We start from the raw sequence: 14030 nt of genomic DNA on the forward strand, positions 1-14030 counted from the left end.
CCAGTATCCCGTCTCCTCTCGAACGGTCCGTTAACCGTTTGGCGCGACCGGCGGTCGGATTTACCAAATCTTCAGGGGTTCGGCGACTTCATCTCTCCAAATCCCCTAAATTTTCAGGGGTTATTGCAAGGAGAGAGGGAAACCCATGCAGAAACCTATCCAGAAGTTGCTCTGTTCCACCGTTGCGGCGTTGTTCTTCGCCGCGCTGCCATTGTCCGTCCTGGACGGCCAGCCATCCGTCATCAAGAGTGCGCTGGCGAAAAGCGAAAAATCGTCCGGCAATTCGGGCAACGGCGGCGGAGGAAACTCCGGCGGCAATGGCAACAGCGGCGGCTCGAGCGGTAAATCCGGCAATTCCGGCAGCAAGTCGGCCAGCGCCTCCGGCAAGAGCTCGTCGACTGGCTCCTCCTCCGGCGGCAAATCGCATGCGACGTTCCAGTCGCTGTTCTCATCCGCCTTTTCGAGCGACAAGAAATCGCAAGCGAAGGGCAAGAAGGCGAACACCACGCTCGTTTCGACCGGCACAGAGAACGGCAAGTCGAAACAGAAGGGCGTCAAGACCGCCAAGTTGAAACTGACCGGCGCCATCGCAGCCGCTCATGCTTCGGCAACGGCATTCGCGCATGCCTCGCCGAACTCCCGTCTTGGCAAGCTGAAGAGTTATTATGAGTTGAACGGCACCTATGCCTCGCTGCAGGACCTGGCGGACCAGACAGATGCGACCGCGTTGCAGGAAGCCTATGACACGCTGCTCGGCAAGGTCGGCCAGACGACGGTCGATGCCTACAATGCCTATCTCGGCGATCCCGACGCCAAGACGCTGCTCGACACCTACAATTCCGAGCTCGCCGGTACGAGCCTGACGGAAGAAAGCTTCCAGTCGCTGCGCGACGCCTACGAGGCCGCCAAGGCCTCCGACCCGACAGTGGATCCAACCGCCGAGCAGGCCTATCAGGACGCTCTGACCGCGTCCAACCTGACGCCGGAACAGTTTGATACGCTGAATACGGCCTATACCGGCCTGCAGTCCAACACGGCCTATACGGATTACCAGCAGGCGCTCGCCGCCTCCGGCGTGACCGAGCGGGACATCACCGACCTCGAACAGGCCGGGACCGACCTGAAGACGGCGCAGGACGCCGACCAGGCCGCCGCCGACGCCGAAGCGCAGGCAGGCGATGCGTTGATGACGGCCAACAACGGCCGGCCGCTGACGGACGAACAGAAGGCGCTGCTCGACGCCACTCTCGCACAGAAGCTCGGCGGTTAACCGCCGGGCCCACCAGCAAGGCCCCGAAACGAAGAACGCCGGCAGCGGATATCCGCGCCGGCGTTCTTTTTGAAACTGGCTCCCCGGGCCGGATTCGAACCGGCGACCTGTCGATTAACAGTCGAATGCTCTACCGCTGAGCTACCAGGGAACATCGCCTCGCGGCGGTGTGGGTGGCCTAATACAAACGCTTTGCCGATTTGCCAAGCGGTTTTTTCAAAAAAGTTCGAACCCCTTGCCTAATTTCGCCGCCGTCGCCATGTCCTGTGGACAGATGAAGCGCCCGCAGGCGCACGTTTTTATGACCAAACAGGTACTGCAATACAATGTTCAGCATGGATCACAAAAACGGTGCATTCGTCGTGATGGGCCGCAGCGTCCGCCTCCCCCGCTCGCGGTGGCCACGCATCACGCTGGGCTGCCTGCTGATCCTCGGCGGCTGCCTCGGCTTCCTGCCGGTCCTCGGCTTCTGGATGATTCCGCTCGGCCTGCTCGTCCTGTCGCAGGACCTGCCACCGGTCAGGCGCTGGCGACGGCGCTCGGAAGTCTGGTGGGGCCGCAAGAAGCGTAAGGGCAATTCCCGCTGACTCGTTTGGGCTGCGCCGACACCGGTTCGGCATGACGGCGCGGCTTGATCAGACCGCTGAAGCAATGCGGCCGATCTCGGCGATCACGGCATCGCGCTCCTCCGATTCGATCTTCGGGATCTCGCAATAGGCGGTCACGATGACCGGCGGCCGATCGGTCGGCCATGCCACGGCGATATCGTTGGCGTTGCCGTATTTCTTGCCGTTGGTCCCGGTCTTGTCGCCGACCAGCCATCTTGCCGGAAGACCGGCCCTGAGGCGCGCATCGCCGGTCTTGTTGGCGATCAGCCAGGCAGCGAACTGCGCGCGCGAGGATGACGACAGGACGTCGGTGAACAGAAGCCGGCGCAGGTCTTCAGCCATCGCCGCCGCGGTCGTCGTGTCGCGCTGGTCATCAGGACCTTCATGATAATTGAGCCCCGGCTCCATACGATCGAGGCGCGAGGCGCTGTCGCCGATGGAACGGAAGAATGCGGTCAGCGCCTTCGGACCGCCGAACCGCTTCAAGAGCAGGTTGGCGGCCGTGTTGTCGCTCCAGCACACCGCCGCCTCGCAGAGTTCCGCGATCGTCATGCCGGCGCCGCCGACACGCTTCTCGGCCACAGGCGACCAGGCCGTGCTAACGTCCTTCTTCGTAAAGCGGATGCGGCTGTCGAGCGCATCCGCCTTCTCATCCACCGCCTTCAGCACCTGCGCCGCAAGGATCGCCTTGAAGGTGCTGCACATCAATATCGGTTCGTCGGCTCGGTGCGACACGGTCTTGCCCGTACCAAGATTGACGATCCTGACGCAGATCCGTCCGGCATGGCGGCTCTCCAGCTCGGCGAGGCGGGATTCGGCGCCCGGGTTGCTGGCCGAAGCGGGGCTCGAAAGCGCGGTGAGCGCCGGGGCGACAAGCAGGGATGCGGCAAGGGCCTGACGGCGGGACAATGATGTCGTCATGAAAATTCGTCCTGTCTTTGAGTGCACGATGCTGCGGTCCGGTCCATGGTCCCAAGGGCTATCCGGTCGGCTGCGTGAGGACCCTATGACGCGCGTTGCCCTCGTACAAACGACGATTTATAGGGAGAGACATGAGAAAATCTTGGGCTTGAACGATGGACGTCTCGCAACTGCCGCTCAACTCGCTGCGCGCCTTCGAGGCCTCCGCTAGGCTTTGCAGCTTCACACGCGCCGGGCTGGAACTGCGGGTCACACAGACGGCGATCAGCCATCAGGTCAAGGCGCTGGAGGCCGTCCTCGGGGTCAGTCTCTTCAAGCGATTGCCGCGCGGACTGGCGCTGACCGACGAGGGACACGCCCTTCTGCCGGTGCTGACCGACGCCTTCCAGCGGATGAGCGCCACGCTCAGCCAGTTCGAGGAGGGCAATTTTCACGAGATCCTGACCGTCGGTGTCGTCGGCACCTTCGCCATCGGCTGGCTATTGCCCCGGCTTGCCGATTTCAGGCGCCGGCAGCCGCATGTAGACCTGCGCATCAAGACCAACAACAACCGCTCCGACATTCTCGGCGACGGCCTCGATTTCCTCATTCGCTTCGGCGACGGCGCCTGGCACGGCACCGAGGCCGTCCAACTGATGGACGCTCCGCTATCGCCGGTCTGCGCGCCGGAACTCCTGCCGGCACTGAATTCCGTCGAGGATCTTGCCGGCATGGAACTCTTGCGCTCCTACCGCGTCGATGAATGGCCGAAATGGTTTCGCGCCGCCGGCATGGCGCCGCCCAGCCTGCGCGGCTGGATGTTCGATTCGTCGCTGGCGCTGGTGGAAGCGGCGGCCCGCGGCGTCGGCGTGTCGCTCGTCCCGGTCGCCATGTTCGGGCATGATTTTGCCGCCGGCCGGATCGTCAAGCCGTTTGCCACCGAGGTCGACATGGGCGGCTACTGGATGACGCGGCTGAAATCACGGCCGGAATCACCTGCCATGAAGGCGTTTCGCGAGTGGATCACCGCCGAAATCGCCGGCGACGCCCGCGCTACTGGCGCCTAAATCCCCCTCTCCTTCACCGTCTGCATGGCGACGAAGGTCGAGGAGCTTGCCACATGCGGCAGCGCGGAAATCTTTTCGCCCAGCACGTGGCGGTACTTGCGGATGTCGGCGGTGCGCACCTTCAGGAGATAGTCGAAGGAGCCGGCAATCATGTGGCACTCCTCGACCTCCTTGATCTTGCGCACGGCGGTGTTGAACTCCTTCAGCGCCGCCTCGCGGGTGTCGGAGAGCTTGACCTCCGTAAAAGCCACATGGTCGAGGCCGAGCTTGACCGGATCGAGCACCGCCTTGAAGCCGAGAATATAGCCGTCGTCGATCAGCCGTTTCAGCCGCACCTGGCACGGCGTCTTCGACAGGCCGACGCGCTTGGCAAGATCCGTTACGGAGATGCGACCGTCATCGCCGACAATATCGAGGATTTTTCGATCGAAGACGTCGAATTCCCTTTGCTCAGCCGCCACGACAATCCACTTTCTCTTTTATCTGATCTCTAATCAGGAAAATCGCATCACAGCCCGCTCAAATCAAGTCGGATTTCCTGAGGTCGTTTTGCTATCATCTGCACAGCCTTTGCCATGGAGTGTGAAGCATGCCGCAGCCGCAGTCGATTGTTGCCCCCGAGACCCCGAATTCCAACGCCTTCCAGCAGTTTGCGCCGCCGGTCGCCGAGCAGAGCGAGCTGCGCCGGGCGATCACCGCCGCCTATCGCCGCGACGAGGCCGAATGCCTCGTTCCGCTGCTCGAGCAGGCGACGCAGACAGGCCCGCGCAGCGAGGTGATCGCGATCACCGCCCGGCAGCTGATCACGGCGCTGCGCGCCAAGCACCGCGATTCCGGCGTCGAAGGCCTCGTGCATGAATATTCGCTCTCCAGCGAGGAAGGCGTGGCGCTGATGTGCCTCGCCGAAGCCCTGCTGCGCATCCCGGATACGGCGACCCGCGACGCGCTGATCCGCGACAAGATTTCCGATGGCGACTGGCGTTCGCATGTCGGCGGCGACCGGTCGCTGTTCGTCAACGCCGCCACCTGGGGGCTGGCGATCACCGGCCGGCTGACGGCGACCGTCAACGACCGTTCGCTCTCGGCGGCCCTCACCCGCCTCGTCGCCCGCGCCGGTGAGCCGGTCATCCGCCGTGGCGTCGACATGGCGATGCGCATGATGGGCGAGCAGTTCGTCACCGGCGAAACCATCGACGAGGCGCTGAAGCGCGCCCGCGTTCTGGAAAAGCGCGGCTTCCGCTACTCCTACGACATGCTCGGCGAGGCGGCGACGACGGCGGACGACGCCGAACGCTACTACCGCGACTACGAGACCGCCATCCATGCGATCGGCAAGGCCTCCGACGGGCGCGGTATCTATGAAGGCCCCGGCATTTCCATCAAGCTTTCCGCCCTGCATCCGCGCTATTCGCGCGCCCAGGCCGGCCGCGTGATGAGCGAATTGCTTCCGAAGGTAAAGGCGCTCGCCCTGATCGCCAAGGATTACGACATCGGCCTCAACATCGACGCCGAGGAAGCCGACCGCCTGGAACTGTCGCTCGACCTTCTCGAAAGCCTTTGCCTCGACCCCGACCTTTCGGGCTGGAATGGCATGGGCTTCGTCGTCCAGGCCTATGGCAAGCGCTGCCCCTTCGTTCTGGATTTCATCATCGACCTCGCCCGCCGCGCCGAGCGCCGCATCATGGTGCGTCTCGTCAAGGGCGCATACTGGGACGCCGAGATCAAGCGCGCGCAGGTGGACGGCCTTAATGGCTTTCCGGTGTTCACCCGCAAGGTGCATACCGACGTTTCCTATATCGCCTGCGCGAAGAAGCTGCTTGCCGCCGGCGATGCGGTCTTTCCGCAATTCGCCACCCACAACGCCCAGACGCTCGCCACCATCTACCACATGGCCGGCAAGGACTTTCATTCCGGCAAGTACGAGTTCCAGTGCCTGCATGGCATGGGCGAGCCGCTCTATGACGAGGTCGTCGGCCGCGGCAAGCTCAACCGTCCGGCCCGCATCTATGCACCGGTCGGCACGCATGAAACGCTGCTCGCCTATCTGGTCCGCCGCCTTCTCGAAAACGGCGCGAACTCCTCCTTCGTCAACCGCATCGCCGATCCCACGGTCTCGATCGACGAACTGATCGCCGATCCGGTCGAGGTTGTCCGCGCGATGGCTAAGCCCGGTGCGCAGCACGACCAGATCGCCCTGCCCGAAGACATTTTCGGTGCCGGCCGGCCGAATTCGGCTGGTCTCGACCTTTCCAACGAACAGGTTCTCGCCGACCTCACCGTATCGCTGAAGGAAAGCGCCGCCACGCAGTGGCAGGCAGCCCCACAGCTTGCCGACGCTAAGGCCGGTGGCGAAACGCGGCCGGTCCTCAATCCCGGCGACCACGCGGACGTCGTCGGCACGGTCACGGAAACCTCCGAGGATGACGCCCGCCGCGCCGTCAGCCTTGCCGCCGAAGCGGCCGCTTCCTGGGCCGACACGCCGCCGGTCGAACGCGCCGCCTGCCTGGAACGCGCCGCCGACATCATGCAGGCGCGCATGCCGGTTCTACTCGGCCTGATCGCCCGCGAGGCCGGCAAGTCGCTGCCCAATGCGATTGCCGAAGTGCGCGAGGCGATCGACTTCCTGCGCTATTACGGCGAACAGGCCCGCGCCACCTTCGGCCCGACCCACAAGGCGCTCGGTCCCATCGTCTGCATCAGCCCGTGGAACTTCCCGCTGGCGATCTTCACCGGTCAGGTGGCAGCCGCCCTCGTCGCCGGCAATCCGGTGCTGGCCAAGCCGGCCGAAGAGACGCCGCTGATCGCCGCCGAGGGTGTCCGCATCCTGCATGAGGCCGGCGTTCCCGCCTCCGCGCTGCAGTTCGTGCCCGGCGACGGGCGTGTCGGTGCCGCCCTCGTCGGCAGCCCGGAGGTCGCCGGCGTCATGTTCACCGGCTCGACCGAAGTCGCCCGCCTCATCCAGTCGCAGCTGGCCGGCCGGCTTTCCGCCACCGGCAAGCCGATCCCGCTGATTGCCGAAACCGGCGGCCAGAACGCCATGATCGTCGACTCATCCGCACTTGCCGAACAGGTGGTCGCCGACGTCATCGCCTCCGCCTTCGACAGTGCCGGCCAGCGCTGCTCGGCGCTGCGCGTCCTCTGCCTGCAGGAAGACGTCGCCGACCGCATCCTCGCCATGCTGAAGGGCGCCCTGCACGAGCTCTCGATCGGGCGCACCGACAAGCTCAGCGTCGATATCGGCCCGGTCATCACCTCCGAAGCCAAGGGCATCATCGAAAAGCACATCGAACGCATGCGCGCGCTCGGCTGCAAGGTCGAGCAGATCGGCCTCGCCGAGACGACCGCCAACAGCACCTTCGTGCCACCGACCATCATCGAGATTGGCAAGCTCTCCGACCTCGAACGCGAGGTCTTCGGCCCCGTCCTTCACGTCGTGCGCTACCAGCGTCGCGGCCTCGACCGGCTGATCGACGCGATCAACGCTACCGGCTACGGCCTCACCTTCGGCCTGCATACCCGCCTGGACGAGACCATCGCGCATGTGACCAGCCGCGTGAAGGTCGGCAACATCTACGTCAACCGCAACATCATCGGCGCCGTCGTCGGCGTGCAGCCGTTCGGCGGGCGCGGGCTCTCCGGTACCGGACCCAAGGCCGGCGGACCGCTCTATCTCGGCCGTCTGGTGGATACCGCCCCGCTGCCGCCGATGCTGAGCTCCGTCCACCAGGCGCCGGCCCTCCTCGACCTCGTCAACTGGCTCGACGAGAAGGGCAGCACGGCCGATGCCGAAGCCGCCCGCACCCTCGGCGGCAATTCGGCGCTCGGTCTTGAAACGGAGCTTCCCGGCCCGGTCGGCGAGCGCAATCTTTACCAGCTGCATGCGCGCGGCCGGGTGCTGCTCGCGCCGGAAACCGAAAGCGGCCTGTACCGCCAGCTGGCCGCCGCCCTTGCGACCGGCAACCACGCCGTCATCGACGCCGGCACAGGCCTGCAGGCGGCGCTGAAGGATCTGCCGGCCAGCATTTCGGCGCAGGTTTCGCTCTCGCGCGACTGGGCGGCCGACGGCCCGTTTGCCGGTGCGCTGATCGAAGGCGACGGAGAACGGGTGCGCGCAATCAACGGCAAGATCGCCACGCTGCCCGGCCCGCTCGTTCTGGTACAGGCGGCATCGGCCGGCGAGATCGCGGCCAAGGCCGACTGCTACTGCCTCAACTGGCTGCTGGAGGAGGTCTCGACCTCGATCAACACCACGGCGGCGGGTGGCAATGCCAGCCTGATGACGATCGGGTGAGATTTATTCCTGAACCAAACGGTTCCGGGAATCGTATTAGATTGTGAGTACTGCGTAGGCGGCAGGTCGGGAAAGGTCCGCGCCCGGCCTGCCGCCCTCCTCACGATGATCTGATACGGAGTTTTCCTTGACCTCATCCGCCAAGCCCGTCCTCGTCTGGTTCCGCAAGGATCTTCGCCTTGACGACAATCTGGCGCTGACGGCAGCCGCGCAAAGCGGCGGGCCAGTCATTCCCGTCTATATCCGCGAACCGGAGGAAGCCGGCACCGGGCCGCTCGGCGCCGCGCAGGCCTGGTGGCTGCATCACTCACTGGTGACCCTGCAGAATTCGTTCGAAAAGCTCGGCTCGCGTCTGATCCTCGCCAGCGGTTCCGCCGACGATCTCCTGCCCCGCCTCGTCAAGGCAACGGGTGCCGGCGCCGTCTACTGGAACCGGCGCTACGATCCGCCGGGCATCGCGATCGACACGCCGCTGAAGAAGAGCCTCGCCGAGACGGGCATCGAGGTCAAAAGCTTCGCCGGCCAGCTCCTGCACGAGCCCACCCATCTTCTGACCGGCCAGGGCACGCCCTACAAGGTCTACACGCCGTTCTGGAAGGCCTTCAGCAGCGAGGATGATCCGCGCGATCCGGTCGACGCTCCGAAATCGCTCAAAAGCCCGGAAAAATGGCCAAAGTCCGAAAATGTCACCGACTGGGGATATCTGCCGACGAAGCCGAACTGGGCGGAGCATTTTCCGGAAATGTGGGAGCCCGGCGAGGCCGCCGCCCACAAGCGCCTCAAGGTCTTTCTCGACAAGCATGTGAAGGACTATGACAGCCTTCGGGATTTCCCGGGCGTCGATGCAACCTCGCGCCTGTCGCCCTACCTGGCGCTCGGCGAGATTTCGCCGGCCCGCATCTGGCATTCGACCAACGGCCTGATGGACCGCTACGGCACCGACGGCGTGCTGCGCTTCCGCAAGGAGATCGTCTGGCGGGAATTCTCCTATCACCTCCTTTTCCATTTCCCGGAACTGGCGGAGAAGAACTGGAACGACAAGTTCGATAATTTCCCCTGGGAGTTCGATGAAAAGCTGTTTGACGCCTGGAAGAAGGGCCAGACCGGCTATCCGATCGTCGACGCCGGCATGCGCCAGCTCTGGAAGCACGGCTGGATGCACAACCGTGTGCGCATGGTCGTCGCCTCCTTCCTGATCAAGCATTGCCTGATCGACTGGCGGCACGGTGAGAAATGGTTCCGCGACACGCTGGTCGATGCCGACCCGGCCTCAAATGCGGCCAGCTGGCAGTGGGTGGCCGGATCGGGCGCCGACGCGGCACCGTTCTTCCGCGTCTTCAACCCGATCATGCAGGGCGAGAAATTCGATCCGGACGGCGACTATATCAGCCGCTACGTGCCGGAACTCGCCAAGCTTCCGGGCAAGTACAAGAACCTGCCCGACAAGGCGCCGCCCGCCTTTCGGGAAAAGGCCGGCATCCGCATCGGCGAGACCTATCCCGAGCCGATCGTCGATCACATGAAGGCGCGCGAAAAGGCGCTGTCCACCCATTCGGCGCTGTCCGGCGACTGAGGGGCCTTCCGGCGCAACCCTCGCGGGTTTTTACCGAACTTTAAAAGTGTGTCCGTAGAAAGAAACGGAGGAGTTGTTGCGCCGCAACATTCCTCTTCTCCCAAAAGCCTGGGACATGATGTCTTGCCGGTCACCTATCCCGATACCGCCAATGATCGCCGGTAGCGTCGTCCCCACGAGGCCTCGGACATGCACTTCAAGAACCTTTCCATCCTCCACAAGATTGGCATTGCCGTCGCCATCATGGGCTTGAGCTCCGCCGTTATCGCCGCCACCGGCGCGACCGGCCTGAACTCGCTCAGCCGTGCGATCGCCGATACCGGCGCCCGCGAGGAAGTCGCCCGCGAGGCGATGGACCTGCGCATCGATATCGTCGCGATCAGCCGCATGACCTACCAGCTGGCGCAGGCACCTGAAAAGGCCGCGGACTTCGCCGCCGACACGGAAAGCCGCGCAAAGGAAATGCTCGACCGGCTGCCGAAGATCCAGTCCACCGCCGACGCCAACGAGCTTGCCCTGCTGGAAACGATCCGCACCACGCTCGCCAGCTACTTCGACGACATCCGCGCCATGGTGAAGACGGTCGCCGCCAATCCCGACGACCAGGGCGCCATCAAGGCCGCGCTCGACAAGGCCCTCGACGGCCAGAAGACCGTGACCGCCGCCGTCAAGGAATACAGCAAATATTCCGGCGACACGCTCGCCAACTCCCGTGCCAATGCCATTTCTGCCTCGACCGTCACCATGATGGCGCAGATCATCGTCGCCGCCGTCGGCATTCTCGGCGGCCTGATGATCAGCTTCCTCGTCGCCCGTCGCGGCATCGTCGGCCCGATTGCCGACCTCACCGTTATCATGAGCCGGTTTGCCCGCGGCGACCTCGAAGGCCGCACTCCCGATACCGACCGCAAGGACGAGATCGGCGAAATGGCACGCGCGTTGGAAATCTTCCGCCGCAACGAACTGGGCCTGCGCGACATGAAGGCCCAGGAAGCGGTCATCCAGGCACAGAGCGATGACCTGCAGTCGAGCATCAGCCATGTGGTGGCCTCCGCCGTCGCCGGCGACTTCTCGGTGCGCATCTCCAAGGTCTATGACGACGAAGACCTCAACCGCTTCGCCGCCAGCGTCAATGAACTGATCGGCTCGGTCGATCTCGGTCTCGCCGAGATGCGCCGGGTCATGGCAGCCCTTGCCCAGGCAGACCTGACGCAGGACATGCGCGGCGAATTCCAGGGCGCCTTCGCGGAGCTCAAGGCCAACGTCAACACCACGCTCGCCACGCTGCGCTCGACCATGCAGAACGTGCGTGCCGCCACCTCGACGATCAACAGCAACTCCGCCGAGCTGAGCTCCTCCGCCAACGACCTGTCGCGCCGCACGGAACAGCAGGCCGCAGCTCTGGAGGAAACCGCCGCCGCGCTCGACGAGATCACCTCCACCGTGCGCACCGCATCGCAGCGCGCAGTCGAAGCCAGCGAAATGGTCGCCGAAACGAAGAACAGCGCCGCCCGCTCCGGCGAAATCGTCCGCAATGCGGTCGACGCCATGGGTCGGATCGAGGATTCGTCCAGCAAGATCAGCCAGATCATCGGCGTGATCGACGAGATCGCCTTCCAGACGAACCTGCTGGCGCTCAACGCCGGCGTCGAAGCGGCACGTGCCGGTGAGGCCGGCCGCGGCTTTGCCGTCGTCGCCCAGGAAGTGCGCGAGCTCGCACAGCGCTCCGCGAATGCCGCCAAGGAGATCAAGACGCTGATCTCTGCTTCGGCATCCGAGGTCGGCAACGGTGTCGCGCTGGTGCGCTCGACCGGCGAGGCGCTGGTGGAAATCGAGAAGCTGGTCAACCGCGTCAACGACCATGTCGCGACGATCGCCACGGCGGCGCGCGAGCAGGCGACCGGCATCCAGGAGATCAACACCTCCGTCAACCACATGGACCAGATGACGCAGCAGAACGCTGCCATGGTCGAGGAGACGACGGCGGCCAGCCAGACGCTTGCCGGCGAAAGCCGCAGCCTGCAGCAGATGCTGGAGAAATTCCGCTTGGACGCCGCTGCGCCCGGCCAGCCGCACCGCGTTGCACGCGCGGCCTGATACGAACGAAGACGGTCAGAAACGAAGCCGTCCGGTCACGCCGGGCGGCTTTTTTCATCACTATTCGGCAGGATGCAGGGTGTTTTCCACGGCCTTCGGCTGGCGCGCCACGGTCTTGCCGCGCATCCAGCGCAGCAGCGGGAAATAGAGCGCATAGGGCAGGATGCCGAGAAGCTTGGCGGCCAAGGCCTGTCGGCGCGGAAAGGCGATCTCGAACGCCTGCCCCTGCAAGCCGTCGGCGATGCGCCTGGCCGCGTCCTCCGCCGTGATCCGCCCGGCGGCAAGCGTGCGCATCGCGGCCGTCATCGGCGTCTCGACGAAACCGGGATTGATCAGCTGCACGAAGATGCCGGAGCCTTCAAGGTCCAGCGCCAGGCTCTGCGCCATGTTGATCATCGCCGCCTTCGTCGCGCCGTAGGCGGCGCTGCCCGGCAGGCCGGCATAGCCCGCCGCCGAGCCCATGAAGGCGATCTGGCCATGGGAATAGGTCTGCATGTGACGCAGGCACGGCACCAGACAATTGACGACGCCGGTCAGGTTGACCGCGATCGACTTTTCGAACGCGCGGCGCAGTTCGACGCCCGGCCTGGCTCTCTCGAAAATGCCGGCATTGAAGACGGCGAGCGCAATCCGGCCGTGCTCGTATTCGATCGAGGCGATCACGCGTTCCATGTCCTGCCGCTCGGTGACATCACCATCGACGACATGGATCGCCCCCTTCAGGGCGCCGGCCTCTTCCTGCAGGGTGACGAGGCGGTCATGATCGCGGGCGGTGGCGGCGACATTGTAGCCGCGCCGCGCCATTTCCAGCGCCAGCGCGCGGCCAATGCCCGAGCTCGCGCCGGTGATCCAGACCACGCCATGTTCGGGTTTTGCGTTGAACGAGGTCATCCGGTACATCTCCAAACTGCGCAGCCTGAGCCGCGCGCTTTCCGAAATCCCCTCTTCGCCATTTCTGTATTTTCCAGACCATATGGAGCAGCAGTATGGCGGCACCAAGCCGGAATCGTGTTTTCACCTTGTATTGAGGGATTGCCTCCCGGAAAATAAGATGAATTTGGCGCGTTCCTTGGCCGCCGTAAAACAGAATTCCTTGTTTTATTGTCGCCGCTCGCCGAAAACCCGACGATAGAATTTCTGACCCCTGACGACATGAAGGCGATCCCCATGACCTTTCTCCCCACCGTTCTGGACGCGATCGGCAACACGCCGCTGATCAAGCTCAAAGGCGCATCGGAAGCCACCGGCTGCACCATTCTCGGCAAGGCGGAGTTCCTCAACCCCGGACAGTCGGTCAAGGACAGGGCAGCGCTCTTCATCATCCGCGACGCGGAAAAGAAGGGCCTGCTGAAGCCCGGCGGCGTCATCGTCGAGGGCACCGCCGGCAATACCGGCATCGGGCTCACCGTCGTCGCCAAGGCGCTCGGCTACCGCACCGTCATCGTCATCCCGGAAACGCAGAGCCAGGAAAAGAAGGACGCGCTGCGCCTGCTCGGCGCCGAGCTCGTCGAGGTGCCCGCCGTTCCCTACAAGAACCCGAACAATTACGTGAAGGTCTCCGGACGCCTAGCCGCCGAATTGGCGAAGACCGAGCCGAATGGCGCGATCTGGGCGAACCAGTTCGACAACGTCGCCAACCGTGACGCCCATATCGCCACCACGGCACCGGAAATCTTCGAGCAGACCGGCGGCAAGGTCGACGGCTTCATCTGCGCGGTCGGCTCGGGCGGCACGCTTGCCGGCGTCGCCATGGGGCTGAAGGCGAAGAACCCCGCCATCAAGATCGGCCTCGCCGATCCGGAAGGCGCCGCCCTCTACGAGTTCTACACGAACGGCGAACTGAAATCCGCCGGCTCCTCGATCACCGAGGGCATCGGCCAGGGACGCATCACGGCGAACCTCGAAGGCTTCACCCCGGACTTCGCCTACCAGATCCCCGACCGCGAAGCCCTGCCGCTGATCTTCGACCTCGTCGAGAACGAAGGGCTGTGCCTCGGCGGCTCGTCCGGCATCAACATCGCCGGCGCCATCCGCCTTGCCAAAGACCTCGGACCGGGCCATACAGTCGTGACCATTCTTTGCGACTACGGCAACCGCTACCAGTCGAAACTCTTCAATCCGGACTTCCTTGCATCGAAGGATCTGCCGGTCCCGCAATGGCTGACGAAGCCGACGGAGATCGAGCTTCCTTTCCAGGCGGCGTGAAGTCCGCCATCAAAGGAAT

At 64.4% G+C, this 14030-nt stretch carries 10 protein-coding genes and 1 tRNA gene; 7 read left to right on the forward strand and 4 right to left on the reverse strand.

Annotated elements, in window-relative coordinates:
- The first annotated feature begins 145 nt into the window (after positions 1-145).
- Positions 146-1270, forward strand: a complete 1125-nt coding sequence (locus ACU5AZ_RS01760) for a hypothetical protein (RefSeq protein ID WP_446824356.1) — start codon at positions 146-148, stop codon at positions 1268-1270.
- 76 nt (positions 1271-1346) lie between these two features.
- On the opposite strand, the gene ACU5AZ_RS01765 is transcribed toward ACU5AZ_RS01760, so the two are convergent.
- Positions 1347-1421 (reverse strand) — tRNA-Asn (locus ACU5AZ_RS01765).
- 184 nt (positions 1422-1605) lie between these two features.
- Between ACU5AZ_RS01765 and ACU5AZ_RS01770 the strand changes: the two genes are divergently transcribed.
- On the forward strand, positions 1606-1857 hold the full coding sequence (locus tag ACU5AZ_RS01770; protein ID WP_446824357.1) for a hypothetical protein: 252 nt from the start codon (positions 1606-1608) through the stop codon (positions 1855-1857).
- Positions 1858-1905: 48 nt separating this feature from the next.
- On the opposite strand, the gene bla is transcribed toward ACU5AZ_RS01770, so the two are convergent.
- Positions 1906-2799 (reverse strand): class A beta-lactamase, encoded by an 894-nt coding sequence (gene bla / locus ACU5AZ_RS01775; RefSeq protein ID WP_446824358.1) that lies wholly within the window; start codon positions 2797-2799, stop codon positions 1906-1908.
- A gap of 155 nt (positions 2800-2954) precedes the next feature.
- Between bla and ACU5AZ_RS01780 the strand changes: the two genes are divergently transcribed.
- On the forward strand, positions 2955-3845 hold the full coding sequence (locus tag ACU5AZ_RS01780; protein ID WP_446824359.1) for a LysR family transcriptional regulator: 891 nt from the start codon (positions 2955-2957) through the stop codon (positions 3843-3845).
- Here the strand turns inward: ACU5AZ_RS01780 and ACU5AZ_RS01785 are convergent.
- The gene (locus tag ACU5AZ_RS01785; RefSeq protein WP_446824360.1) at positions 3842-4306 is read right to left on the reverse strand and encodes an Lrp/AsnC family transcriptional regulator; all 465 of its coding nucleotides are present in this window, start codon (positions 4304-4306) and stop codon (positions 3842-3844) included. The genes ACU5AZ_RS01780 and ACU5AZ_RS01785 overlap by 4 nt on opposite strands.
- A 128-nt stretch (positions 4307-4434) precedes the next feature.
- On the opposite strand from ACU5AZ_RS01785, the gene putA reads away from it, so the two are divergent.
- From putA to ACU5AZ_RS01800, 3 genes are all read left to right on the forward strand, one after another.
- Positions 4435-8136 carry a trifunctional transcriptional regulator/proline dehydrogenase/L-glutamate gamma-semialdehyde dehydrogenase gene (putA, locus tag ACU5AZ_RS01790; RefSeq protein WP_446824361.1) on the forward strand — a complete coding sequence of 1234 codons (3702 nt, stop codon included), beginning with the start codon at positions 4435-4437 and terminating at the stop codon, positions 8134-8136.
- A 127-nt stretch (positions 8137-8263) separates the two neighbouring features.
- Positions 8264-9709 carry a cryptochrome/photolyase family protein gene (locus tag ACU5AZ_RS01795; RefSeq protein WP_446824362.1) on the forward strand — a complete coding sequence of 482 codons (1446 nt, stop codon included), beginning with the start codon at positions 8264-8266 and terminating at the stop codon, positions 9707-9709.
- A gap of 189 nt (positions 9710-9898) precedes the next feature.
- Positions 9899-11806 (forward strand): HAMP domain-containing methyl-accepting chemotaxis protein, encoded by a 1908-nt coding sequence (locus ACU5AZ_RS01800; protein WP_446824363.1) that lies wholly within the window; start codon positions 9899-9901, stop codon positions 11804-11806.
- Between the two features lie 60 nt (positions 11807-11866).
- Here the strand turns inward: ACU5AZ_RS01800 and ACU5AZ_RS01805 are convergent, their stop codons facing one another.
- Positions 11867-12697, reverse strand: coding sequence for an SDR family NAD(P)-dependent oxidoreductase (locus tag ACU5AZ_RS01805; RefSeq protein ID WP_446824364.1), 831 nt, complete (start codon positions 12695-12697; stop codon positions 11867-11869).
- 276 nt (positions 12698-12973) lie between these two features.
- On the opposite strand from ACU5AZ_RS01805, the gene ACU5AZ_RS01810 reads away from it, so the two are divergent.
- Positions 12974-14011 carry a cysteine synthase A gene (locus ACU5AZ_RS01810; protein WP_446824365.1) on the forward strand — a complete coding sequence of 346 codons (1038 nt, stop codon included), beginning with the start codon at positions 12974-12976 and terminating at the stop codon, positions 14009-14011.
- Positions 14012-14030: the final 19 nt, after the last annotated feature.

It is taken from the genome of Rhizobium sp. PAMB 3182 (genome assembly GCF_052908355.1).

What these genes read in the sequence shown, in the direction of transcription:
- ACU5AZ_RS01770 (WP_446824357.1), top strand. Translation starts at nt 1,606, where the DNA reads ATGGATCACAAAAACGGTGCATTCGTCGTGATGGGCCGCAGCGTCCGC.
- ACU5AZ_RS01760 (WP_446824356.1), top strand. Translation starts at nt 146, where the DNA reads ATGCAGAAACCTATCCAGAAGTTGCTCTGTTCCACCGTTGCGGCGTTG.
- bla (WP_446824358.1), bottom strand. Translation starts at nt 2,799, where the DNA reads ATGACGACATCATTGTCCCGCCGTCAGGCCCTTGCCGCATCCCTGCTT.
- ACU5AZ_RS01805 (WP_446824364.1), bottom strand. Translation starts at nt 12,697, where the DNA reads ATGACCTCGTTCAACGCAAAACCCGAACATGGCGTGGTCTGGATCACC.
- ACU5AZ_RS01810 (WP_446824365.1), top strand. Translation starts at nt 12,974, where the DNA reads ATGACCTTTCTCCCCACCGTTCTGGACGCGATCGGCAACACGCCGCTG.
- ACU5AZ_RS01780 (WP_446824359.1), top strand. Translation starts at nt 2,955, where the DNA reads ATGGACGTCTCGCAACTGCCGCTCAACTCGCTGCGCGCCTTCGAGGCC.
- ACU5AZ_RS01800 (WP_446824363.1), top strand. Translation starts at nt 9,899, where the DNA reads ATGCACTTCAAGAACCTTTCCATCCTCCACAAGATTGGCATTGCCGTC.
- putA (WP_446824361.1), top strand. Translation starts at nt 4,435, where the DNA reads ATGCCGCAGCCGCAGTCGATTGTTGCCCCCGAGACCCCGAATTCCAAC.